General features: G+C 68.9%; 18 protein-coding genes. 7 read left to right on the top strand and 11 right to left on the bottom strand.

Annotated features, from left to right (window positions below; translation table 11 throughout):
- Positions 1-66: 66 nt before the first annotated feature.
- The 3 genes from TSH20_RS06005 to TSH20_RS05995 are packed head-to-tail and all read right to left on the bottom strand — an operon-like array spanning position 67 to position 2,579.
- Positions 67-834: an RNA methyltransferase gene (locus tag TSH20_RS06005; protein ID WP_109073869.1), complete on the bottom strand. Its 768-nt coding sequence runs from the start codon at positions 832-834 to the stop codon at positions 67-69.
- A gap of 57 nt (positions 835-891) precedes the next feature.
- The gene (locus TSH20_RS06000) at positions 892-1,434 is read right to left on the bottom strand and encodes a GNAT family N-acetyltransferase (RefSeq protein WP_109073868.1); all 543 of its coding nucleotides are present in this window, start codon (positions 1,432-1,434) and stop codon (positions 892-894) included.
- Positions 1,434-2,579 (bottom strand): murein transglycosylase A, encoded by a 1,146-nt coding sequence (locus tag TSH20_RS05995; RefSeq protein WP_247871519.1) that lies wholly within the window; start codon positions 2,577-2,579, stop codon positions 1,434-1,436. Before TSH20_RS05995 ends, TSH20_RS06000 begins: the two co-directional genes overlap by 1 nt.
- Positions 2,580-2,992: 413 nt before the next feature.
- On the opposite strand from TSH20_RS05995, the gene TSH20_RS05990 reads away from it, so the two are divergent.
- The 4 genes from TSH20_RS05990 to TSH20_RS05975 all read left to right on the top strand — a co-directional run bounded on the left by TSH20_RS05990 (position 2,993) and on the right by TSH20_RS05975 (position 7,964).
- Positions 2,993-4,390 (top strand): RsmB/NOP family class I SAM-dependent RNA methyltransferase, encoded by a 1,398-nt coding sequence (locus TSH20_RS05990; protein ID WP_109073867.1) that lies wholly within the window; start codon positions 2,993-2,995, stop codon positions 4,388-4,390.
- Between the two features lie 252 nt (positions 4,391-4,642).
- A complete protein-coding gene (locus TSH20_RS05985) occupies positions 4,643-6,151 on the top strand; it encodes a leucyl aminopeptidase (RefSeq protein ID WP_109073866.1) in 1,509 nt (502 codons plus the stop codon).
- Positions 6,152-6,175: 24 nt separating this feature from the next.
- On the top strand, positions 6,176-6,625 hold the full coding sequence (locus tag TSH20_RS05980; RefSeq protein ID WP_109073865.1) for a DNA polymerase III subunit chi: 450 nt from the start codon (positions 6,176-6,178) through the stop codon (positions 6,623-6,625).
- Between the two features lie 121 nt (positions 6,626-6,746).
- Entirely contained in the window at positions 6,747-7,964 is a 1,218-nt protein-coding gene (locus tag TSH20_RS05975; RefSeq protein WP_109074070.1) for an ATP-binding protein, read from the top strand.
- A gap of 10 nt (positions 7,965-7,974) precedes the next feature.
- Here the strand turns inward: TSH20_RS05975 and TSH20_RS05970 are convergent, their stop codons facing one another.
- Both TSH20_RS05970 and TSH20_RS05965 read right to left on the bottom strand, forming a co-directional pair.
- Positions 7,975-8,742, bottom strand: a complete 768-nt coding sequence (locus TSH20_RS05970; RefSeq protein WP_109073864.1) for a class II glutamine amidotransferase — start codon at positions 8,740-8,742, stop codon at positions 7,975-7,977.
- Positions 8,743-8,891: 149 nt separating this feature from the next.
- On the bottom strand, positions 8,892-9,956 hold the full coding sequence (locus TSH20_RS05965) for a DUF2125 domain-containing protein (RefSeq protein WP_247871520.1): 1,065 nt from the start codon (positions 9,954-9,956) through the stop codon (positions 8,892-8,894).
- A 124-nt stretch (positions 9,957-10,080) separates the two neighbouring features.
- On the opposite strand from TSH20_RS05965, the gene TSH20_RS05960 reads away from it, so the two are divergent.
- The 3 genes from TSH20_RS05960 to TSH20_RS05950 all read left to right on the top strand — a co-directional run bounded on the left by TSH20_RS05960 (position 10,081) and on the right by TSH20_RS05950 (position 14,582).
- A complete protein-coding gene (locus tag TSH20_RS05960; RefSeq protein WP_109073862.1) occupies positions 10,081-10,686 on the top strand; it encodes a gamma-glutamylcyclotransferase in 606 nt (201 codons plus the stop codon).
- A gap of 180 nt (positions 10,687-10,866) precedes the next feature.
- The gene (locus TSH20_RS05955; protein ID WP_109073861.1) at positions 10,867-12,546 is read left to right on the top strand and encodes a cache domain-containing protein; all 1,680 of its coding nucleotides are present in this window, start codon (positions 10,867-10,869) and stop codon (positions 12,544-12,546) included.
- Positions 12,543-14,582 (top strand): M1 family aminopeptidase, encoded by a 2,040-nt coding sequence (locus tag TSH20_RS05950; protein WP_247871521.1) that lies wholly within the window; start codon positions 12,543-12,545, stop codon positions 14,580-14,582. Before TSH20_RS05955 ends, TSH20_RS05950 begins: the two co-directional genes overlap by 4 nt.
- Before the next feature lie 241 nt (positions 14,583-14,823).
- On the opposite strand, the gene TSH20_RS05945 is transcribed toward TSH20_RS05950, so the two are convergent.
- The 6 genes from TSH20_RS05945 to panB all read right to left on the bottom strand — a co-directional run bounded on the left by TSH20_RS05945 (position 14,824) and on the right by panB (position 22,300).
- Positions 14,824-16,023: a GTP-binding protein gene (locus TSH20_RS05945; protein WP_109073860.1), complete on the bottom strand. Its 1,200-nt coding sequence runs from the start codon at positions 16,021-16,023 to the stop codon at positions 14,824-14,826.
- On the bottom strand, positions 15,993-16,463 hold the full coding sequence (locus TSH20_RS05940) for a Fur family transcriptional regulator (protein WP_109073859.1): 471 nt from the start codon (positions 16,461-16,463) through the stop codon (positions 15,993-15,995). Before TSH20_RS05940 ends, TSH20_RS05945 begins: the two co-directional genes overlap by 31 nt.
- Positions 16,464-16,663: 200 nt before the next feature.
- Positions 16,664-18,145: a deoxyribodipyrimidine photo-lyase gene (locus TSH20_RS05935; RefSeq protein WP_109073858.1), complete on the bottom strand. Its 1,482-nt coding sequence runs from the start codon at positions 18,143-18,145 to the stop codon at positions 16,664-16,666.
- A 67-nt stretch (positions 18,146-18,212) separates the two neighbouring features.
- Positions 18,213-18,920: a ligase-associated DNA damage response endonuclease PdeM gene (pdeM, locus tag TSH20_RS05930; protein WP_109073857.1), complete on the bottom strand. Its 708-nt coding sequence runs from the start codon at positions 18,918-18,920 to the stop codon at positions 18,213-18,215.
- A complete protein-coding gene (locus tag TSH20_RS05925; RefSeq protein WP_109073856.1) occupies positions 18,920-21,406 on the bottom strand; it encodes a ligase-associated DNA damage response DEXH box helicase in 2,487 nt (828 codons plus the stop codon). Before TSH20_RS05925 ends, pdeM begins: the two co-directional genes overlap by 1 nt.
- Positions 21,407-21,466: 60 nt before the next feature.
- Positions 21,467-22,300: a 3-methyl-2-oxobutanoate hydroxymethyltransferase gene (gene panB / locus TSH20_RS05920; RefSeq protein WP_109073855.1), complete on the bottom strand. Its 834-nt coding sequence runs from the start codon at positions 22,298-22,300 to the stop codon at positions 21,467-21,469.
- Between the last annotated feature and the right edge of the window lie 109 nt (positions 22,301-22,409).

The raw sequence follows: 22,409 nt of genomic DNA, 5'->3' as shown, positions 1-22,409 counted from the left end.
AGACCCCCACCTAACCTCCCCCGCCCAGCGGGGGAGGTTAGGTGGGGGCAAATCGAAGCCCATCCCTTAACCGCCCCTCACCGCCGCGTACCGCGCGAACAGCGCCACGCTGACCGCCACCGTGGCGTTCAGCGACTCCACCGCGCCGGTCGTCGGCACCGACAGCCGCGTCGCTGGGCAGTCGGCCGGCACGCCCTGGCCTTCCTCGCCCAGGATCAGCCGCATGTCGGCCGGCCAGTCGAAGCGCGTCAGATCCTCGCCCCCACCGTCCAGCGCATAGAGCGGCCCGGCCGCGTCGTTCACCGCCGACCATCGCGGCCCACGCAGCAGAGTCAGCGCGAACTGCGCATTCGATGCTGCCCGCAGGCATTTTGGATGAAAGGGATGCGCAGCCCCCTCCAGCAGCACGATCCGCGACACCCCAAACGCCGCCGCGCTACGCAGCAAAGCACCCAAATTGCTGGGATCGCCCAGCGCACAGAGCAGTTCCAGCCCCTGCGGCGGCTGCGACAGGTCGATGGCTGGCATCTTCGGCACCGCGCCGACCAGCAGCGGGAAACCGGTACCCGACACGTCGAGCGTCCGGAACAGGGCAGGGGCCAACTGCACCGGCTCCACCCCCGGCGGCAGGCGCCAGGCGGATATCTGCGCCGGGTCGGTGAACAGCAGCCGCTCGAACCGGTCGGGATGCTGGCGCAGCGCCTCCGGCACGGTCTTCAGGCCGGCCAGCAGGAACTTGCCGTTCTTCTTCAGCCCACGGCTTTCCAGCGCCGATTCCCACAGCTTGAACTGCGGGTTCTGCGGGCTTTCGATCAGCAGGGGCGGGCGGGTCATGGCAACGGGCTTTCCGGCAAGGGGATGCCCCTGCCTAGCACAGCAGCGTCCCCAAAGTCAGGGGTTCAGGCGGCGGCCGAGGAACAGCAGCGGACCGCGCTGGCAGGCGTCGGTGAAGCCGGCGCGCTGGTAGAACTCGACATTGCGGGCGAAGACGGCGGTGACCAGATGCACGCCGGGCAGACCGTCGGCCCGGCAATCCTCGGCGAAGCGGTCGACCAGCCGGCGGCCCAGCCCATGCTCCCGCCAGCCCGGCCGGACATTCACATGGAAATGGGCGGGATATGCGGTGAAATGGTCGGCGAAGACCTCGTATTTCGGGATGCGCCGCGCCAACTCAACCGAGCCGGCGCTGTCCTTGCAGCCGGTGAGATAGCCGACCACCAGCCCGTCGCCTGCCACCGCCATCCAGATGTCCCGCGGCGCCTCCGCCACGAACCAGCCGGTCCAGGTGGAGAGGAAGGCGGCGCGGTCGGCATCCGACGCGAACTCCGTCCGGGTGGTGGAGGCGAAGAAGATGTCCTCCAGGGCAGACAGCGCCGCCGCGCGGTCCGGCAGTGCGGTCAGGCGCTCCAGCCGGATGTCTCCACCCGCCGTCATCACTTCCGCTGTGCGGTCTGGACCGACAGGCTGCGCGGGGCCAGCATGGTGTAGTGGCCGCGCGCCTTCATCACGCCGGCCCCTTCCTCCGCCTGCTGGCCGTGGCCCCAGAACAGGTCGCCGCGCACGGGACCCTTGATGGCGCCGCCGGTGTCCTGTGCCACCACCAGCCGGTTGATGGCGCCGCCCGGCACCGGGGCGTCGCGCACCTCCAGCCAGAGCGGGACGCCCAGCGGGATATGCTTGACATCGACGGCGAGGCTGCGGCCGGGGGTCAGCTCCATGTTGCGGGCGCCGCGGGCGCCAACCTCGGGCTTGACCTTGAAGAAGACGTAGGAGGGATTGAGGTTCATCACCCGCTGGGCCTCGGCCGGATGGTCCTTCAGCCAGCGGCGGATCGTCTGCAAGGACATCTGTTCCGGCGTGGCGTCACCGATGTCGATGATATGGCGGCCGATCGGGTAATAGCTGTGACCGTTCTGGCCGGCGTAATGGATGCCGACCACCGAGCCGTCGGCCATGACCGCCCGGCCGGAGCCCTGGATTTCCAGGAAGAAGGCGTCGACCGGGTCGTCCACCCACATCAGCTCCAACCCCTTGCCTTTCAGCGCGCCGGACTCGATCCGGGCGCGGGTCGGCAGTCCGCGCTTGCCGCGCGCCGGCATGCGGTAGAGCGGGACGTTGTAGCGTTCGGTCCGCGTCCAGTTGCCGTGCAGCTCGATCTCGTAGTAACCGGTGAACAGGCCGTTCTCGCCGTTGCTGACATCGCGCGGGGTGAAGAAGGTCTCGAAGAAGCGGCGGGCCGCCTCGCTGTCTCCGGCGGGCAGGTCGCGGGCGGCGGCGCAGATGGCGCGCCAGTCGTCGGTGGTGCCGGCGGCGCGCAACTGCCCCAGCGCCTTGCCCGGCGGCTGGTTCTTCACCCAGCCGCAGGTGCGCTGCACCGCCGGAACCGCCTGGGCATGGTCGTCGTCGATCCAGCCGGCGAGATGGCGGAAGTCGGGCGACACCTGATCCCAGGTCGGGCGCTGGGCCGTGGTCCGCTGCCCGTCCACCGTCGGCGCGGTGCCGGCACAGGCCGCCAGCGTCGCCAGCAGGCCGCCGAGCAGGGAAAGCCGCAGGAGCTGCCGCACTTTGGGCCGCTTCATTTCACGCGCACACGCCACCCCAGCCGCAGCCGCCATCGCGCACTCCGCCACCAGCAATCGATCTGTCCATTCGAAGACCCGGATCGTCCGGCCGCTCTGGCGGTCCGGTCACGATAAGGTCACATCACCCGATCGTTTGTGCCGGTGGTTACCCCGAGTCGTCAATCCCCAACCTGCACTTTCGGGTAGGTCGCGGCCGGTTGTCACGGGTGGGCGCCGGCCGCGCCTTTCCGGCGGCAAGCGGGGCAGCCGCGCGGCGGCAAGGCGTGACAGGACGCGGCAAACGCGGTATCGACAGCCCATACGTGAAGGACCGTCCGCAACTGTGCATCCCGTCCCCGATCCGATGCGGGGGAACATGCGGGCGGCCGGTCCTGTTCGCCGCCATGTGACACCCCAAGGGACCAGACGCCATGACACCCGCCGCCCGCCTCCAGGCGGTCATCGATCTGCTGACCGAGATCGACGAGACCCCTCGCCCCGCCGACGCGGTGATGAGCGCCTATTTCCGCAATCGCCGCTACATCGGGTCGAAGGACCGCACCGCCGTCGCCCAGATGGCCTACGCGATCCTGCGCCGCCATGCCCGGCTCACTTGGTGGATCGAGCGCGGCGGCTATGAGCGCGCCACCCCGCGCGCCCGCGTCCTGGCCTATCTGCTGTTGGAAGAGAACCGCAACGCCGGCGTGGTGCTGGAGATGTTCAGCGGTGGCAAGTTCGCCCCGGCCCGCCTGACCGATGACGAACTGGCGCTGGTCGGCAAGCTGGAAAGCCACACGATGGACCATCCCGACATGCCGGAGACGGTGCGGGTGGAATGCCCGGAGTGGGCGGAAGCGGCGATGCGCGCCTCGCTGGGCGACCGCTTCGGGGTGGAGATGGAAAAGCTGCTGGAGGCGGCGCCGCTCGACCTGCGCATCAATCCGCTGAAGGCGAACCAGCAGAGCGCCATCAAGGCGCTGGCCAAGGCGCAGATCACGGCGGAGACCACGCGCTGGTCGCCGCTGGGCCTGCGGGTGAAGGGCCGGCCGCCGCTGGGCAGCGTCGACGCCTTCAAGGACGGTCTGGTCGAGATCCAGGACGAGGGCTCGCAGCTGGTCGCACTGGCTGTCGCGCCGAAGCCCGGCCATCAGGTGGTCGATTTCTGCGCCGGCGCCGGCGGCAAGACGCTGGCCGTCGCGGCGCTGATGAAGAACAAGGGCCGTGTGGTGGCCTGCGACGTTCTGGACAAGCGCCTGAAGCGCGCCGCCGAGCGCTTCCGGCGTGCCGGCCTGCACAACATCGAGGCCCACCCGCTGACCAGCGAGCGCGATCCCTGGGTGAAGCGCCACAAGCGCAAGTTCGACCGGGTGCTGGTGGATGCCCCCTGTTCCGGCACCGGGACTTGGCGCCGCAACCCGGATGCCCGCTGGCGCCAGCTCGGGCCGGGGCTGGAACAGCTGCTGCCGCTGCAGGCCAACATCCTGGACAGCGCGGCGCGTCTGGTGAAGCCGGGCGGGCGGCTGATCTATGCCACCTGCTCCATGCTGCATGACGAGAACGAGGCGCAGGTCGAGGCCTTCCTGCAGACCCACCACGACTTCATCGTGAAGCCCGTCGCCGAGGTGTGGGCGGAGGAGGAGGCCGGCGCGCCGCCGGTCGAGGGTCCGTACCTGCGCCTGACCCCGGCCAAGCACGATACCGACGGCTTCTTCGCCGCCGTGCTGGAACGCCGTGTAGAGGAGACGGTGTCGGAGGAAAGCGTGTCCGACGTCGGGATGGAGCAGGGCGAGGTCGATCCGGTCGAACTGGGCAAGGCGATCGATGCGTGAGTAGCGCCTGCTGAATGCCCCCACCCCAACCCTCCCCCGCTGGGCGGGGGAGGGGGCAAGTGCTTGTTCGGGAGAGCGGCGGCAGTCCCTCCCCCGCCCAGCGGGGGAGGTTAGGTGGGGGTCTGACTTCGCACGAAAGCCGAAGAACCCCACCCTTGACAGCCGGGGTGGCGCGCTCCTTATCGGTGGGGTAGGCTTTCCGCCGCCGATGCCATCCGGGCGTATTCGCCCAATCCCCCTCAAGAGGACCAGATGAAGTTCTCCTTCGCCAAGCCGTCCCTGCCGTCCTCCGGCGTGCTCGCCGTGACCGTCGCCGCCGACCGTAGCCTCGGCCTGATCGGGCGCGAGCTGGATCAGAAGACCGGCGGGGCGCTGGCCCGCGCCATGGCCGCCGCCCGCTTCACCGGCAAGAAGGACGAGACGCTGACGCTGCTCGCTCCAGCCGGGACCGAGCTTGACCGCATCCTGCTGGTCGGCATCGGCAAGGGCGCCGACCTGACCGATCTGGTCCTCCAGGCCGCCGGCGGCGCCATCGCCGTCCAGCTCGACAAGGCCGCAGACGAGGCGGCGCTGCTGGTCGAACTGCCGGAGGGGGCCAAGCTTTCCCCGGCCGCCGCCGCGGCGGAGATCGCCTTCGGCGCGCAGCTGCGCAGCTACAAGTTCGACAAGTACCGGACCAACGACCGCAAGTCCGACAAGAAGGAGCCGAAGCCCAGCCTGCGCAAGGTGACGCTGCTGGTCGAGGATGACGGCGCCGCCAAGGCCACCTTCAAAAAGCTGGACACGCTGGCCGACGCCATCCGCTTCACCCGCGATCTGGTGTCCGAACCGGCCAACGTCATCTATCCGGAAAGCCTCGCCGAGAAGACGAAGGAGCTGGAGCAGTTCGGCGTCGAGGTCGAGATCCTCGACCAGAAGAAGCTGAGGAAGATCGGCATGGGCGCCCTGCTGGGCGTCGCGCAAGGCAGCGCCTTCGAGCCGCGCGTGGTCGTGATGCGCTGGAACGGCAACCCGGATGCCGCCGACAAGCGCCCGGTCGCCTTCATCGGCAAGGGCGTGACCTTCGACAGCGGCGGCATCTCGATCAAGGGTGCGGCCGGCATGGAAGACATGAAGTGGGACATGGGCGGCTCCGCCACCGTGATCGGCACCATGTACGCGCTGGCCGCCCGCAAGGCGAAGGTCAACGCCGTCGGCATCGTCGGTCTGGTGGAGAACATGCCGTCGGGCACGGCGCAGCGTCCGGGCGACATCGTCACCTCGCTGTCCGGCCAGACCATCGAGGTCATCAACACCGACGCCGAAGGCCGTCTGGTGCTGGCCGACTGCCTGTGGTACGCGCAGGACGTCTATAAGCCCAAGCTGATGATCGATCTCGCCACCCTGACCGGCGCCGTCATTGTCGCGCTGGGCCACGAGCATGCCGGCCTGTTCGCCAACGACGACGACCTCGCCATGAACCTGACGGCCGCCGGCCTGAAGGTTGGCCAGCCGGTGTGGCGCATGCCGCTGGGCGACGGCTATGACAAGGAAATCGACTCGCCGGCCGCCGACATGAAGAACACCGGGTCGGGCGGCGGCGCCGGCAGCATCGTCGGCGCGCAGTTCCTGAAGCGCTTCGTCAACGACCTGCCCTGGGCGCACATCGACATCGCCGGCGTGGCTTGGGCGAAGAAGGACGGACCCACCGTTCCGAAGGGCGCCTCCGCCTTCGGCGTGCGCCTGCTCGACCGCTTCGTGGCGGATTTCCACGAGGCCTGATGACCTGAGTTGAGTGAAGGAGCCATGACCGAAGTCCGCTTCTACCACCTGCAACGGCGCACGATGGAGCAGGCGCTGCCCAAGATCCTGGAGAAGGTTCTTGAGCGGAACTGGCGTGCCGTCGTGCTGGCCGGTTCGCCGGAGCGGGTGGACATGCTGAACCAGCATCTGTGGACCTACGATCCCGGCTCCTTCCTGCCCCACGGGGCGGCGCGCGACGGCTTCGCCGACCGTCAGCCGGTGTGGCTGACCGATGCCGACGAGAACCCCAACGGCGCCACGGTGCTGGTCACGGTGGACGGCTGCGTCAGCGATCGGATGGACGGCTTCGAGCTTGTCTGTGACCTGTTCGACGGCAACGACGACGAAGCGGTGCTGGCCGCCCGTCAGCGCTGGAAAGCCTGCAAGGCGGCCGGCCACAGTCTGACCTATTGGCAGCAGACCGACCGGGGCGGCTGGGAAAAGCGGGCCTGAGCGGTGCCGGGCCGGATGCCCGGCCGCTCATTTCGCCGGCCTGCTCCTTTTGGATTGCATTCGATCCGTTCAGAGGCAAATCTAATTGCCCACGCGGACGGTTCAAAGGTGCATGCTCCCGATGAACAGGAGCCAGATCGACCCGGCGCTCGCCCAGCAGGTCAAGGACGCGAGCATCCTGATCGTGGACGACAACCCGTCCAACGTCGACCTGTTGCGGGAAATCCTGAGCCATGACGGCTATCGCCGTGTGCGCGGCGAGACCGACCCGCGCAAGGTGCCGGACCTTTGCGCGGCCGAGCCATTCGACCTGCTGCTGATCGACATCCGCATGCCGCACATGAGCGGCTTCGACCTGATGGAGCGGCTGAAGCCGATCTTCGGCGACGATTACGTGCCGATCCTGGTGCTGACCGCCCAGACCGACCAGGAGACCCGGCGCAAATCGCTGGAACTGGGCGCCAACGACTTCCTGACCAAGCCCTTCATCGCCTGGGAGCTTCTGCACCGTGTCCGCAACATGGTGGAGATCCGCAAGCTCTACCGCCGCGCCGCCGAACAGAACCGCGAGCTTGAACACCGTGTGTCGGAGCGCACCGCTGCGCTGTCGGACGCGTTGGAGGCGGCGCGCAAGGCCGACCGCGCCAAGCTGGACTTCCTGGCGGTGATGAGCCACGAGCTGCGCACGCCGCTGAACTCCATCATTGGCTTCGCCGACGTGCTGGCGGGAGAGGGGATGGGCAAGCTGGGCCATCCCGATTACCTGGAATATGTGAAGCTGATCGAGGAAAGCGGCCGGTCGCTGCTGACCATGGTCAACAACATCCTGGACTATACCCGCGGCTCCACCGGCTCCATCGAAATCCAGGAAAGCGACGTCAACATTCCCCAACTGCTGACCGGTTGCGCCGACATGCTGGCGCCGAAGGCGGCGGGCAAGCGGCTGACGTTGGCCGTCCATCCCTGTCCCGCCTTCCGCATGCGCATCGACCGCCGGCGGTTGCGCGAGATGGTGCTGAACCTGTTGGACAACGCCGTCAAGTTCACGCCCGCCGGTGGCCATGTCGCCGTGGCGGTCGAGGACCGTGGCAATTTCGTCGGGCTGACCGTGCGCGACGACGGGCCGGGAATTCCCACCGAGTTGATGGGACGCATCTTCAACCCCTTCACCCAGGCCGAACGCTCGCTGATCCGCCAGCATGAGGGGGTCGGGCTGGGGCTGCCCATCGTGCGCCGCTTTGCCGAATTGCATGGCGGCGGCGTGGAGATCGACAGCGCACCGGGGCGGGGGACGGCGGTGACGATCCTGCTTCCGAAGGAGCGGTTGCTGGAGGGGTGATGCCCCTCCCTCAATGAAACGTGAACATCTCCGGCGCCGCGCCGATGCGTGCCACAAGCCCGCCGCTGGGCGGCACTTGCCGCCACTGGTCGCGCTGGGCGTCGACCGGCTCCGACACCACGATCAGGCCGTTCTCGGCCCGGCGCCAGTACAGGCTGGGCGGCTTGTCGTCGGATGCCCAACGCACCGCCCACACCCGCTCGCCGTCGGTCCAGGTCGCGGTGAAGCGAAGCGGCGCGGTGATGTCCAGCGCCTGCATCTCGTCGCGGATGGCATGCAGAACGCGCTGGAAGGCGCCGACCGACTCCTGCTCCAACCCCTGTCCCACGGCGGCGAGGAAGATCGCCTCGCTGTCGGTGGTGCCGGTGCGCGAGCTGTACAGCTCGTCCGGGATCATCGCCTCCACCCGGCGGCGCAGGCGGGGCCAGTCGCCGATCTGCCCGTTGTGCATGAACAGGAAACGCCCGGCCTTGAAGGGATGGCAGTTGGCCCGGCTGACCGCGGTGCCGGTGGCCGCCCGCACATGGGCGAAGAACAGGTGGGAGCGGACATGGTTGCAGATCGACTGCAGGTTCTCGTCCGACCAGGCCGGGCGGATCTCGCAATAGCGGCCGGGCTCGGTCCGCTCGCTGTACCAGCCGACGCCGAAACCGTCACCGTTGGTTTCGGTCTTCGCCTCCGCGGCGTGCATCGACTGCTCGATCAGGGAATGGCAGGGCGTGCAGACCAGCGTTTCCAGGAACACGGGTTCGCCGCAATAGGCAAGAAACCGACACATCGACCGACGCACCATGGCAGCCGCGACAGGGACTGCGTCAATTTGACCTGATGCGCCGTGTGAAACAAGGGGGCGGAGTCATGGAAGCGTCATGCCCGCCGGCACCTGTTGCATTTCCGCCGGTTATCGACCGCGCCGCCCGATACTTGTCACCAGACCAGCTTGGGCAATGCTGCGACGCGCAGCGGCCCGACATAGAGCGCGCGGTCCTGCACCGTGACCGGGGCGGTGACCACCGGTTCGCCGTTCGGGCCGGTCGGACGCGCCAGCATGGCCAGGACGGTCTTGGCGATGGCGGCCTCGTTCGGGCGCATCATCGGCTTCACCGCGTCCAGGATGGCCGGTGCGCCGCGGATCTCCGCGGTCAGCGCCGCCTGCGGCTGCAACTGTGCGTCCAGCGCCAACGTGCCGGACAGCACCGCCCCCAGCGGTCCCCAGTCCAGCGCCAGCCGGTCCAACTCCACCGTGCCGCCGTCGCGGCTCCAGGCCGACAGGCTGGCCGGTTCCGGCCGGGGCGGGGTGCCCATGACGCGCAGGGTCATCTCGGTCCGCTTCACCTCGCGGCCCAGCGTCGGCGGCATGCCGTCGGGCAGGGTCAGCCCGTCGGCGGACAGCGTCACGGTCAGGCCGGCGGTGCCGCGTTCGGCCGGCGGCTGGTCCGGCTGGGCGGCGCTGACGTCGAGCGTGGCGACCGGCACCGGCTGTCCGGCGACCTGCACGGTCAGGCCGGTGAAATGCAGGGCGAGCCGCTCCAGTGTGCCCGACATCCGCATCGTCACGTCGCCGCTGCCGCCCTGCGGGGCCAGGATGTCGATGGGCGGCTGACCGGGTTGGATGACGGACAGGCGCTGCTCGCCGGGAAAGGCGAGCGCGATGCGGGTGGGGTTCCAGGGCGCCGCCTCCGCCACCAGACCAGCACCCTGCCAGTCGGCGCCGCGGGTCGCCAGATGGAGCTTTTCCATCTCGGCCCGCAGGGTGAAGGGGAAGCCGCCGACGGTCAGCCCGCCATGCTCGACCACAGCCCCATTGGAGCGCTGGTCGGCGACCCAGGTCTCCAGCCCCTCCCGCACGGAGCGGGCCGCCTGCCACCACCACAGTGAATAGAGGAGGGCAGGCAGCAGCAGGACCATCAGCACCAGGATGGTCGCGATCCGGCGCCCGGTCAGCAGGCGGCGCGGGGCGGAAAAGGTGGCGTTGGGTCGCATCCGTGGCATGTCCGTTCCATATCCGCACCGTTATAGCGACCCCGGAACCCGCATGCTAGGCTCGGCCACTTCCGATTCGGTTCCAAACGTCCCCAAGCGATCTTTCCACCGCGATCTTCTCCAGCGATCTTCCATGGCTCCCGATTCACCGCTTCCGACTCCTGCCTGGACTGGCGACATCGCCGTCGACCCCGGTGCCGACCTGTGGGTGTTCGGCTATGGCTCGCTGATGTGGAACCCCGGCTTCACCTTCGCCGAGCGGCATGCGGCGACCCTGGCGGGATACCACCGCAGCTTCTGCGTCGCCTCCTACCGCTACCGCGGGACACCGGAGCGGCCGGGGCTGGTGCTGGGGCTGGACCGCGGCGGTTCCTGCCGGGGCATCGTCTTCCGGGTGGCCGCAACGGACGTGCCCTCGACCCTCGACTATCTGTGGGAGCGCGAGATGGACAGCCGGGTCTACCGGCCGAGACTGCTGCGCGTCCGCCTGCGCGACGGCTGCTCGGCGGAAGGGCTGGAGTCGGTCAGCGCCTGCTGCTTCGTCGTCGACCGCAACCACCCGCAATACTGCCGAGGCCTGGAAGAGGCTGCGGTCGTTTGTCGCATCGCCGGCTGCTGCGGCCAGCGCGGGCCCAACATCGATTACTTGGCCAACACAGTTGATCACTTGAAAGAGCTAGAGATCTGCGATGTCCGGTTGTCAAAGTTGTATGATCGGGTGCGCGCCTATGCGGGTTGACCTAGGCTTGGGATCTGTTTTTGGAGTCTTTCCGATCAATTGTGATGATTTGCTATCAATCTCTTAGCGGCCTGTAATCTTCTGACGCATTTGACGTTCAATTGTGTCTTCACTATTCCGTTTTGACACTGACCGACCGAATCCATAGAATTCTAATATTCTATCCGGGAGGTCGTGTGAATGCAGAACGTCAGCATAGGAAAAAAATTCCTCACCATTTCCGCAGTTATGCTCTGCGCAATCATAGGTGTGGCCGCCATCCTTCTCTCTTCTCTTCACACCACTCAACAGGAGGCCAGCGAGGCAAAGGTTCGTTCGATCGTCGAGGCTGCCATCGGTGTCGTCAAAGATTTTGAAACCCGTGCTGCAAAGGGTGAGATGCCCTTGGACGCGGCCCGTACCGCAGCCCGCAACGCCATACGTTCGATGCGTTACGCCGGGAACGAATATCTGTTCGCCACAGATGCCGATGGCTTGGTTGAAGTCCACGGTGGACAGCCGCAAATCGAAGGGCGAAATCTCGGCGACTCCAAGGACCCGAATGGCGTCCCATTTGCGCAGCTTCTGGTGGAAGAGGGGCGCAAGGGTGGCGGGTACGTCTCCTATTCCTGGCCGAAGGTGGCGGGGGCCAAACCAAGCCCCAAGATCGCCTATTCGCAGATGACGCCGGGCTGGAAGTGGATCGTCGCCACCGGTGTCTATGTCGACGACATCAAGGCCGAGTTCCGCCGTCATGCACTGCAGGCCGGATTGCTCGGTGGTGGTTTGGGCATCGCGGCGCTGTTGCTGTCGTTGTGGATTGCGCGTTCCATCACTCATCCGCTGTCGCGGCTGACCGCGGCGATGCGGCGGCTGGCCAATGACGACCTGGATGTCGAGGTCACCGACACCGACCGCCGGGACGAGATCGGGCAGATCGCCGCGACGGTCGGCGTGTTCAAGGAACGCGGGCTGGAAAACCGCCGCCTGCGCGCCCAGCAGGAAGAGATGCACGTCAAGGCGGAGGCCGAGCGGGTGGCCCTGCTGTCCAGGCTGGCCGACGGCTTCGAACGGTCCATCGGCGAGGTGGTGCGGCAGGTGACGGCCTCGGCCGGCACCATGCGCCAGACCGCCCAGTCGCTGACCGTCAGCACCGGCACAGCCACCAGCCGCAGCAGCGCCGCCGCCCAGGCCGCGGAAGAGGCGGCAGTGAGCGTCAACACCGTCGCCGGTGCCACGGAGGAGCTGTCCAGTTCCATCGGCGAGATCGGCCGGCAGGTCAGCGCCTCCAACGACGTGGCGAACCAGGCGGTGACCGAAGCGGCCAAGACCAACGAGGTGATGAATGGCCTCGTCCGCGCTGCCAACGAGGTGGGAGAGGTGGTGAGCCTCATCAACTCGATCGCCGGGCAGACCAATCTGCTGGCGCTGAACGCCACCATCGAGGCCGCGCGTGCCGGCGAGCACGGCAAGGGCTTCGCCGTCGTCGCGTCGGAGGTGAAGGGACTGGCCAACCAGACCGCCCGCGCCACCGACGACATCCAGAAGAAGATCGCCGAAATCCAGCAGGCGACCAACGTGGCGGTGGTGGCGATCCGCGACATCGGCCATGTCATTGGCGAGATGACCAGCATCTCCAGCGCCATCGCCGCGGCGGTGGAACAGCAGGGGGCTGCGACACGGGACATCTCCGCCAACGTCCATCAGGCGGCCCAGGGTGCGCAGGCGGTCTCGGTCAATGTCGCCGGCGCCAGCGAGGCGACCACTGATGCCGGTGCCAAGGCAAACGAGATGCTGGATGAATCCGGGCTCCTGACCGGCGTCGCCGACCGGCTGCGCCGCGAGGTGGACGGCTTCCTGGAGAGCATCCGCGCGGCATGACGCCGCGCTGGCGCCTTGCCGGTCCGGCGACCATCTTCAGGGCCATGACGACCATCCTGCGCATCCGGTTCCCTGCGCTGGGGACCCTGGTGGGAGTGGCACTGGTCCTGGGCGTGGTCGCCCCGGCCGGTGCCGCACCGCTTCACCACGACATCGACCTGACGCTCGATCCCGCCGCCGGACGGATAGAGGCGGTGGATCGGCTGACACTGCCGGCCGGGACTCAGTCCTTGCGGTTGGACCCGGCCCTGACGCTGGAGGAGGCGCGGGCCGGCGACAAGCCCGTCCCGGTGGATCGGCGTGGCGACCGGTTGCGGCTGGTGGTGCCGGAGGGAGGCGGGCCGGTGACATTGCGCTACGGCGGCCGGTTGCCGGGCTTCACCGCCGGCACCGGGCTTGCGCTGGATGGAGAGGGCGCCTTCCTGCCGGGGCTTGGCGGCTGGCTGCCCGATCCGGCCTCGGCATCGGAAGAACCGCCGACCTGGCGCCTGTCGGTGCGGGTGCCGGCGCCCTATGTCGCCGTCGCCACCGGACGGCTGGTGGAAGAGGGGCGCGACGCCGCCGGCTACCGCGCGGTGTTCGAGGAAAGCCGCAGCGTGGAAGAACCCTCCGTCTTCGCCGGCCCCTGGACGGTGGAGGAGCGGATGGCCGGAACCTTGCGCCTGCGGCTCTACCGCCATCCGGAACAGACCGGGTTGGCCGATGGCTATCTTGGACTGTCGGAGCAGGCGATCGCCGCCGGGTCCGCCCGCATCGGCGCGTATCCCTTCGACGGCTTCAGCGTTGTATCGGTTCCACCGCCGGTGGGGCTGGGTTTCCCCGGCCTGACCGCCATCGGCCGTGCCGTGCTGCCGCTGCCCTTCATCCGCAGCCAGTCGCTGACCCACGAGATCATGCACAACTGGTGGGGCAACGGCGTGCGGGTCGGTGAGGGCGGCAATTGGGCGGAGGGGCTGACCACCTACATGGCCGATTATGCCGCCGCCCGCGAACGCGGCGCCGACGCGGCGCGGGCGATGCGGCTGGACTGGCTGCGCGACTATGCTGCCCTGCCGGCCGAGCGCGACCGCCCGCTGACGGAGTTCCTGTCCAAGACGCACGATGCCTCGCAGATCGTCGGCTACGGCAAGGCGGCGATGCTGTTCCACATGCTGGAGGCGGAGATCGGGCGCGACGTTTTCGATGCCGGCATCCGGAAATTCTGGAGTGGGTTTGCCTTTCGCAATGCCGGCTGGTCCGACCTCCGCCAATCCTTCGAGGCAGCGTCCGGCCGTGACCTGAGCGGGCTGTTCAGTCAATGGGTGGAGCGGCGGGGCGCGCCGATGCTGACCCTGGTCGATGCCCGTGCCGTGGGCGACGGTGTGCAGCTGACCCTGCGGCAGGAGGCCGACGCGCCCTATGCCCTGACCCTACCGGTGCGGCTGGAGACGGCGGCCGGGGTGGAGGAGCATAGCGCCCAATTCGACAGCCGGCAGGCGACGTTGCGCATTCCATCGAAAGCGGAGGTCCGGGCGGTGGCGGTCGACCCCGACTTCGACCTGTTCCGCCGTCTGGCTCCGGGGGAGGCGCCGCCGATCCTGCGCGACGTGACCCTGCGTCCGGGTGCGGAGCGGGTGATCGCCGTTGATGGCCCTATGGATGGCGAGGCGGCGGAGGCGGCAGGGACGCTGGCCGGCCGGCTGATCGACGCTTCCGGTCGGGAGAGTGGCGGCAGGGAGAGTGGCGGTGGAGCGGCGCCGCTGCTGCTGGTCGGCACCGACGCGGCGGTGGCGCGGACGTTGGAGGCGCGCAGGCTGCCGCCGGTGCCGGCGGAGTTGGCCGGGCGCGGCAGCGCACGGGTGTGGGTGTCACGTGCGGCGGATGGGCGGACGGCGCTGGTGGTGTCGGGCGCCGATGCCGAGGCGCTGAAGGCGCTGCTCCGGCCGCTGCCGCATTACGGGCGGCAGAGTTGGCTGGTGTTTGAGGGGGCGAAGGTGACGGACCGCGGGGTGTGGGCGGTCGGCGACAGCCCGCTGCGGCGGGTGGTGGGGAAGTGAGGGTGGTGGGGCGGTGTCGGCTTCGAGTGCCCTCTCCCTAACCCTCCCCCGCTCTCAGCGGACCTATGGTCCGCCTGTCGCGTCAGCACAAAGCAAAGCTTTGTGCGAGAGCTTCGCGGGAGAGGGGACTGCCGCCGTTCTTTGCTAACCTCTGCAAAGGTCCTGCCCCCTCTCCCGCGAAGCGGGGGAGGGATGGGGAGGGGGCAACCAATGTGGTGAGGGGGCACCCCATAGCCCGCACTTACCCCTCTTTCCCCTCACCCCAGACCAGCCCGTTGAACAGCGGCTCGATCACCGGCTGGCCGAGGTCGCGGGTGATGAAGACCAGCTTGGTACGGTGGTCGTCGCTGGGCCAGTCCTCCAGGCGGACCGGCGGGTGGAACATGTGCTGGACGCCGTGGACGACCACGGGCAGCTCGCTTTCCTGGACGTTCAGCAGGCCCTTCACCCGCAGCAGATTCTCGCCGGCCTGAGCGATCAGCGCCTCCATGAAGTCGACGAAGCCGTTCCAGGGAATCGGCCGGTCGATCACCATGCAGAAGGCGCGAATGTGGTCGTCATGGCGGTTGGCGTCGTGGTGATGATGGTCATGGCCGCAGTCGGGACCGCAATGGTCGCCGTGATCGTGGTCATGGTCGTGACTGTGCCCGTGGTCATGATCATGATCGTGTCCATGGTGATCATGGTCATGATGCTCATGCCCGTGCGCCTTGGCCTGCTCGTCGCGATAGGCCTCCTCGCGCAGCCAGCGGGCGACGTCGGGGCTCTTGGTCTCGGGGTTGTAGAGCCCGGCGTCGAACAGCTTGTTCGGATCGACCTCGCCATGGGCGGCGGGGATGATCGGGGCGGCCGGGTTGATGGCGGCGAGGCGCTGCATCAAGGCGGTGGTCGCCGCCGGGGTGGCGACGTCGGTCTTGGTCAGGACGATGCGGTCGGCGACGGCGGCCTGCTTCACGCTTTCCGGCTGGCGGTCGAGCTGGAGCGAGCCGTGCGCCGCGTCCACCGTGGCGATGACGCCGTCCAGGCGGAAGCGGGCGGCCAGCAACGGATCGGACATCAGGGTGTGGATGATCGGAGCCGGATCGGCCAGCCCGGTCGTTTCCACCACCACCCGGTCGAATTCGGGGATCTCGCCCTTCACCCGCTTCAGGAACAGGTCGCGCAGCGTGTCGACCAGATCGCCGCGGATGGTGCAGCACAGGCAGCCGCTGTCCATCAGCACCATGTTCTCCGACGCCTTGGCGACCAGCAGATGGTCGAGCCCGACCTCGCCGAACTCATTGATGACGATGGCGGTGCGGGCCATGGCCGGGTTGCGCAGCAGCGCCTGCAGCAGCGTGGTCTTGCCGCTGCCGAGGAAGCCGGTCAGCACCGAGACGGGAAGACGGGCGGGAGAGGCGGCGGGAGCGCTCAACGGGGATTCTCCTGACAGGATTTGCACAGGCCGCGCACCTCGACGGTGGGGCGCTGGACGCGGAAGCCGCGCTCGGCCGCCGCGGCGATGATGGCGGCGCCGACGCCCGGATCGTCGATCTCGGCGGCGTCGCCGCAGGCCTCGCACACCAGGAACTGCCCGGAATGGACATCCCCCGGCGCGGCACAGCCGACATAGGCGTTCAGCGATTCGATGCGGTGGACCAGCCCCTGCTCGACCAGGAATTCCAGCGCGCGATAGACGGTCAGCGGTGCCGCCGCCTTGCCGTCCTGCTGGCTGAGATCCTCCAGGATCGCATAGGCGCCGCGCGGCCGGTGGCTGGACCACACCAGCTCCAGCACGCGGCGGCGCAATGCGGTCAGCCGCGCGCCCCGTTCGGCGCACAGCGCGTCGGCACGGGTCAGGGCATCGGCGATGCAGTGGGTATGGTCGTGAAGCGCGGACATGGGTGTTACTTTATAACGCTCTGTCGGCTGATGCAACGCGACAAGGGAAAAGGCGGCCCCGGGGGAGGGGCCGCCTTGTCAGGTGGCGGTCGTTCTTTCTTTTTGGGACGGCGCGACCGCACCGGGCCGCTGAACGCACGATAGCGAAGGTGCGTGACCGATTGCGGGCGACGCCATGACTCTTCGATGAAGATCGACACTCAGGTCTCGGCCTCCACCTTGCCCTTGCGCTCGTTGTAGAGGGCCAGTGTGCGGTCGCGGGCGACGGCATGGTCGATGATCGGGCGCGGGTAGTCGTCGCCCAGCCGGACGCCGGCCTGCCGCAGCACCTCGGTCGGCGCGGCCCAGGGCTGATGGATCCAGCGCGGCGGCAGCCGGTCCAGTTCCGGGACGTACCGGCGGACGTAATCGCCCTGGGGGTCGAACTTCTCGCCCTGCAGGACCGGGTTGAAGACGCGGAAGAAGGGGGCGGCATCGGCGCCGCAGCCGGCCACCCACTGCCAGTTGCCGGCATTCTGGGCCAGATCGGCATCGACCAGCGTGTCCCAGAACCAGCGCTCCCCCTCCTGCCAGGGCAGCAGCAGATCCTTGATCAGGAAGGAGGCGACGATCATCCGCACCCTGTTGTGCATCCAGCCGGTCTCCCACAGCTGGCGCATACCGGCATCGACGATGGGATATCCGGTGCGCCCGCGCTGCCAAGCCTTCAGGCCGGCGGCATCCTCGCGCCAGGGGAAGTCGGCGAAGCGGGGATCGAGCGGCCGGTCGGGCAGTTCCGGCGCATGGTGCAGTAGGTGGTATTGGAACTCGCGCCAGCCGATCTCGCGCAGGAAGGCGTCGATGCCGGGCGCCAGTTCCGGCCGGGCCTCGGCGGCATGGCGGGCGGCATGCCAGATCTGCCGCGGCCCGATCTCCCCGAAGGCCAGATAGGGCGACAGGACGGAAGTGCCGGGGCGGTCCGGCCGGTCACGCTCCGTCGCATAGACCCCGACCGGCCCGTCGAGGAAATCGGCAAGGTGGGACAGCGCCGCCGTCTCCCCCGGCACCCAGCGCTTGCGCAGGCCCGCCGCCCAGTCGGGCTTTGTCGGCAGCAGGCCCCAACCGTCGAGATCGTCACTGGCCGGTGCGGTGCCCGGCGCCATCAGTTCGGATGGGGCGCGGGTCGGCAGCGGTGGGTTCAGCGTGGCCGACAGATGGCGCCAGAAGGGGGTGAAGACCTTGAAGGGACCACCGCTCTTGTTGCGGACGGTCCAGGGTTCGGCAAGCAGGCCGGCATTGAAGCTGCGTGTGTCGATGCCGCGCGCCTTCAGACGCTCCTTGATCGCCGAATCGCGGGCGGTCTTGGCGGGGGTATAGCGGCGGTTCCACAGAACGCACTCCGCCCCCGTCTCCGCGATCAGCGCGTCGAGCACCGCCCCCGGCTCGCCCCGGCGCAGCACCAGCGGCGAGCCATGGCGGGCGCAGCAGGTGGCGAGCCGTTCCAGGCTGCCGTGCAGCCACCAGCGCTGCGCCCCGCCGAGCGTCCATGGATCCAAGGGGGGATCCCCGGTTTCCTCCTCCAGGATGTAGAGCGGGATGACCGGGGCGCCGCGTTCGGCGGAGGCCTGGGCGGCGGCGGTCAGCGCCGGATTGTCGGCAAGGCGCAGATCGTTGCGGAACCAGACGATGATGGGGGCGGGCATGCGCGGTGCTCGATTGGTCTCATCCGGATCCACCGATATAGGCCGCGCTCACGCTTCGGCCAGAGCGTCAGCGCGCGCGGTCCGGCGACAAACGGGCGCAGGGGAAGCGGTAGACCCGGCCGCGCGCCGTCATCAGCACCTCGAAGCCCGGCGCCAGCAGCCCGTCGAAGGCGGCATCCAGCACGTTCAGCCCGCCGGTGAAACTGCCGAAGGCCGGCAGGATCAGCTTGGCACCGTCATGGGCGAAGCAGCGTTCGCGCACCCGCCGCCCGGCCAACGCCACCGTGGCGGCCGGGTGCAGGTGGCCCGACAACTCGCCGACCGCGCCCGGCTGCGCCTCGTGCCGGAAGGTCAGGGGGCCGATGGACAGCTCCGCCGCCACCCGGCCGCCCAGGCCCTGCGGCGGTTCGGGGTCGTGGTTGCCGGTGATCCACACCCAGTCGGCGACGGTGGCGGTCAGGCCGCGCAGCCGCTCCACGTCGGCCGGGTCCATCCGCTCCGCTGCGCGGCGGTCGTGGAAGCTGTCGCCCAGGCACAGCACGCGCGCCGGGCGCGCCATCGCGATGATCTCCGCCAGCCGGCCCAGCGTCGCCCGCGTGTCATAGGGCGGCAGCATCCGGCCGCGCGCGGCGAAGGCCGATCCCTTCTCCAGATGCAGGTCGGCGACGGCGAGGATGCCTTCCTCCGGCCACAGCAGGGCGCCCGACGGATCGGCCAGCAGATCGGCGCCGCACAGCGTCAGCGCCGCGCGGCTGGTGCTCTCGGTGAGGCTCATCACAGGATCAACCGGCCCTGTTCCGGTTTGACACGTTTGGGAGGCGCCAGTTCCGGCATCGCCTCCGCCAGCAGCTCGGCCTCGGCGGCGGCGAGCAGTTCGTCGGTGGCGCTGCCGTCCACCCGCTCGCGTCCGATCTCCAGGATCACCGGCACCGCCAGCGGGGAGATGCGGTCGAGGTCCTTGTGGGTGATCCGGCCCCGCACCCGCGCCAGGAAATCGGACAGGCGGCGGATGTCGGTCAGCCCGCCCGCTGCATCGGCCCGTGTCGCCCGCAGCAGCACATGACCGGGGTCGTGCTTGCGCAGCACGTCATAGATCAGGTCGGAGGAGAAGGTGACCTGCCGCCCGGTCTTCTCCTGCCCCGGATGGCGGCGGTCGATCACGCCGGCGATCAGCGCCACATTGCGGAAGGTCCGCCGCAGCATCGACGATTCGTCCATCCAGGCTTCCAGATCGTCGCCCAGCATGTCCTGGTCGAACAGCGCATCCATGTCCGTCGGCGAGCGCAAGGACCACACCGCCAGCACATAATCGGTGGCGACAAAGCCCAGCGGCCCCAACCCGAAGCGCTCCATCCGCCGGGTCAGCAGCATGCCCAGCGTCTGGTGCGCATTCCGCCCTTCGAAGGCATAGGCGACGAGGAACTGCTTGCCCGCCTTGGGAAAGGTCTCGACCAGCAACCCGTCGCGGTTCGGCAGGACCGAGCGGTAGCGTTGCAGTCGCAGCCATTCCTGCACGTCTTCTGGCAGCCCGTCCCACTGGCGCGGATCGGCCAGCATGGCGCGCACGCGCTCTGCCAGATGGGTGGTCAGCGGCAGCCGCCCGCCGGCATAGGCGGGAACCTTCGGGTCGCCGCTGCCGCCCTTGGCGACCTGCGCCTCCATCTCGCGGACGCCGAGGAACTTCAGCAACTGGCCGGCGAACAGGAAGGTGTCGCCGGGGGTCAGGCCCTGGATGAAATACTCCTCCACCTCGCCCAGCACCGGGCCGCGGTTCAGGCGGACGCGCAGCAGCGCCTCCTGCGTGATGGTGCCGACATTCATGCGGTATTGGCGTGCCACCGCCGGGCCGGCCACCGCCATCCGCCCGTCCTCGCGCAGCTTCAGGCGCTGGAAGCGTTCATAGGCGCCGAGCGCGTAGCCGCCGGTGGCGACGAAATCCAGCACGTCGTCGAACTCGTCGCGCGTCATCGCGGCATAGGGGGCGGCGGAGACCACCTCCTCATACAGCTCATCGGCCGAGAAGGGGGCGGCGCAGGCCATGCCGAGCAGATGCTGGGCCAGCACGTCCAGCCCACCCGGCCGCGGCGCCTCGCCGTCCAGCGTGTGGTCGTGCACCGCCTCCAGCGCGGCGCGGCATTCCAGCACCTCGAAGCGGTTGGCGGGAACCAGCAGGGCGCGGCTGGGCTCGTCCAGCCGGTGGTTGGCGCGGCCGATGCGCTGGACCAGCCGGCTCGATCCCTTCGGCGCGCCGATCTGCACCACGAGGTCGACGGCCGCCCAGTCGATGCCGAGGTCCAGCGAGGAGGTGGCGACCACCGCCCGCAACTCGCCGCGCGCCATGGCGCCCTCGACCTTGCGGCGCTGCTCCACCGCCAGCGAGCCGTGGTGGAGCGCGATCGGCAGATTGTCGTCGTTGACCCGCCACAGCGCCTGGAACACCAGTTCGGCCTGGGCGCGGGTGTTGACGAACAGCAGGGTGGTGCGCTGGCGGTTGATGCGCTCGTAGATTTCCTTCATGGCGTGCATCGCCATGTGGCCGGCCCAGGGCACCCGTTCCTGCGAGGTCAGGATCTCCACCTCAGCCTGCGCGCCGCTGCGGCCCAGCACAAGTCGCACGTCGTCGGAGTCGCTTCCGTCATGCCGGCCGCGGCGGGACAGCCAGGCCAGCAGCCGCTCCGGTTCCGCCACCGTGGCCGACAACCCGACGCGGCGGGCCGCGGGGGCGAGCCGCGACAGGCGGGCAAGACCGAGCGCCAGCAGGTCGCCGCGCTTGGTGCCGGCCAGCGCATGCAACTCGTCGATGATGACGCAGCGGAGATTGCGGAACAGCCGGTCGGCGTCGGTGTAGGACAGCAGCAGCGCCAGGCTTTCCGGCGTCGTCATCAGCATGTGCGGCGGATGGCTGCGCTGGCGCCTGCGCTTGGCCTCCGGCGTGTCGCCGGTGCGGGTTTCCGCCCGGATCGGCAGCCGCATCTCGGCGATGGGCTGTTCGAGATTGCGCTGGATATCGACCGCCAGCGCCTTCAGCGGCGAGATGTAGAGGGTGTGCAGCCCCTCGCGCGGCCGTTCGGCCAGCTCGATCAGCGAGGGCAGGAAGCCGGCCAGCGTCTTGCCGCCGCCGGTGGGCGCGATCAGCAGAGCGCTTTCACCCCGCTCGGCGGCCTCCACCATGGCGACCTGATGCGGGTGCGGCGCCCAGCCGCGCGACCGGAACCACGCGGCGACATTGGGCGGGATCAGGGCAGGGGAGGGTGCATCCATGGCGGTCGGACTGTAGCGGATCGCCTGGAACGGAGGAAGAACGATATGGAGGAGAGGGCGTTACACCGCCGCCGCCTTCTTCACCCCGAAGCAATGCTCCGGCCCCGGAAAGGCGCGGCTGCGCACCTCGGCGGCGTAGGTCGCGGCGGCCTCGCCGACCGTTTCGCCCAGGTTGGCGTAGCGCTTGACGAATTTCGGCTGGAAGGCGCCGAACAGGCCAAGCATGTCGTCGGTGACCAGCACCTGACCGTCGCAGGCCGGTGAGCCGCCGATGCCGATGGTGGGGATCGCCACCTCTTCGGTGATGCGGCGGGCGAGTTGCTCCATCGTGCCTTCGATCACCAGGGTGAAGGCGCCGGCCTCGGTGATGGCACGGGCGTCGGCGGCGATCCGCTCGGCCGCCTCGGCATCGCGACCGACCGCCTTGTAGCCGCCGAGCGTGTTGACGGACTGCGGCGTCAGCCCGACATGGCCCATCACCGGAATGCCGCGGGCGGTCAGGAAGGCCACCGTCTCCGCCATCTCCAGCCCACCTTCCAGCTTGACCGCCTGGGCACCGGTTTCCGCCATCACGCGGGCGGAGGCGCGGAAAGCGGCCTCCTTGCTCTCCTGATAGCTGCCGAAGGGCAGATCGACGACGACGCACGCCCGTTCCGACGCGCGCACCACCGCGGCGCCATGGGCGATCATCATGTCCAGCGTCACCGGCAGCGTGCTGTCCAGCCCATAGACCACCATGCCCAGCGAATCGCCGACCAGCAGGATATCGACATGCGGGTCGAGCAGCCGGGCCACCGGGGCGGTGTAGGCGGTCAGGCAGACGATCGGCTCGCCCCCCTTGCGGGCGCGCAACGCCGGGACCGAGTGGCGGGCGGTGAGGTTGGAAGCGCTCATGATCGGGCCTTTCCGGTACGGGCTGCGACGTTTTGGCTCGCTGACCGTTCAATACGCTTGACCGACGCACAATCAGGCCAAGCGAAATGGCGCAGATACACCAAAACCG

Source organism: Azospirillum sp. TSH20 (assembly GCF_003115935.1).
In the GTDB taxonomy this organism is placed as follows: domain Bacteria; phylum Pseudomonadota; class Alphaproteobacteria; order Azospirillales; family Azospirillaceae; genus Azospirillum.
The sequence above is the reverse complement of the archived record's forward strand: the minus strand, read 5'-3'. Positions and strand labels throughout refer to the sequence as shown.

Coding starts and splice junctions, on each gene's coding strand:
- TSH20_RS06005 (WP_109073869.1), bottom strand. CDS start 834: ATGACCCGCCCGCCCCTGCTGATCGAAAGCCCGCAGAACCCGCAGTTC.
- TSH20_RS06000 (WP_109073868.1), bottom strand. CDS start 1,434: ATGACGGCGGGTGGAGACATCCGGCTGGAGCGCCTGACCGCACTGCCG.
- TSH20_RS05995 (WP_247871519.1), bottom strand. CDS start 2,579: ATGAAGCGGCCCAAAGTGCGGCAGCTCCTGCGGCTTTCCCTGCTCGGC.
- TSH20_RS05990 (WP_109073867.1), top strand. CDS start 2,993: ATGACACCCGCCGCCCGCCTCCAGGCGGTCATCGATCTGCTGACCGAG.
- TSH20_RS05985 (WP_109073866.1), top strand. CDS start 4,643: ATGAAGTTCTCCTTCGCCAAGCCGTCCCTGCCGTCCTCCGGCGTGCTC.
- TSH20_RS05980 (WP_109073865.1), top strand. CDS start 6,176: ATGACCGAAGTCCGCTTCTACCACCTGCAACGGCGCACGATGGAGCAG.
- TSH20_RS05975 (WP_109074070.1), top strand. CDS start 6,747: ATGAACAGGAGCCAGATCGACCCGGCGCTCGCCCAGCAGGTCAAGGAC.
- TSH20_RS05970 (WP_109073864.1), bottom strand. CDS start 8,742: ATGTGTCGGTTTCTTGCCTATTGCGGCGAACCCGTGTTCCTGGAAACG.
- TSH20_RS05965 (WP_247871520.1), bottom strand. CDS start 9,956: ATGCCACGGATGCGACCCAACGCCACCTTTTCCGCCCCGCGCCGCCTG.
- TSH20_RS05960 (WP_109073862.1), top strand. CDS start 10,081: ATGGCTCCCGATTCACCGCTTCCGACTCCTGCCTGGACTGGCGACATC.
- TSH20_RS05955 (WP_109073861.1), top strand. CDS start 10,867: ATGCAGAACGTCAGCATAGGAAAAAAATTCCTCACCATTTCCGCAGTT.
- TSH20_RS05950 (WP_247871521.1), top strand. CDS start 12,543: ATGACGCCGCGCTGGCGCCTTGCCGGTCCGGCGACCATCTTCAGGGCC.
- TSH20_RS05940 (WP_109073859.1), bottom strand. CDS start 16,463: ATGTCCGCGCTTCACGACCATACCCACTGCATCGCCGATGCCCTGACC.
- TSH20_RS05935 (WP_109073858.1), bottom strand. CDS start 18,145: ATGCCCGCCCCCATCATCGTCTGGTTCCGCAACGATCTGCGCCTTGCC.
- pdeM (WP_109073857.1), bottom strand. CDS start 18,920: ATGAGCCTCACCGAGAGCACCAGCCGCGCGGCGCTGACGCTGTGCGGC.
- TSH20_RS05925 (WP_109073856.1), bottom strand. CDS start 21,406: ATGGATGCACCCTCCCCTGCCCTGATCCCGCCCAATGTCGCCGCGTGG.
- panB (WP_109073855.1), bottom strand. CDS start 22,300: ATGAGCGCTTCCAACCTCACCGCCCGCCACTCGGTCCCGGCGTTGCGC.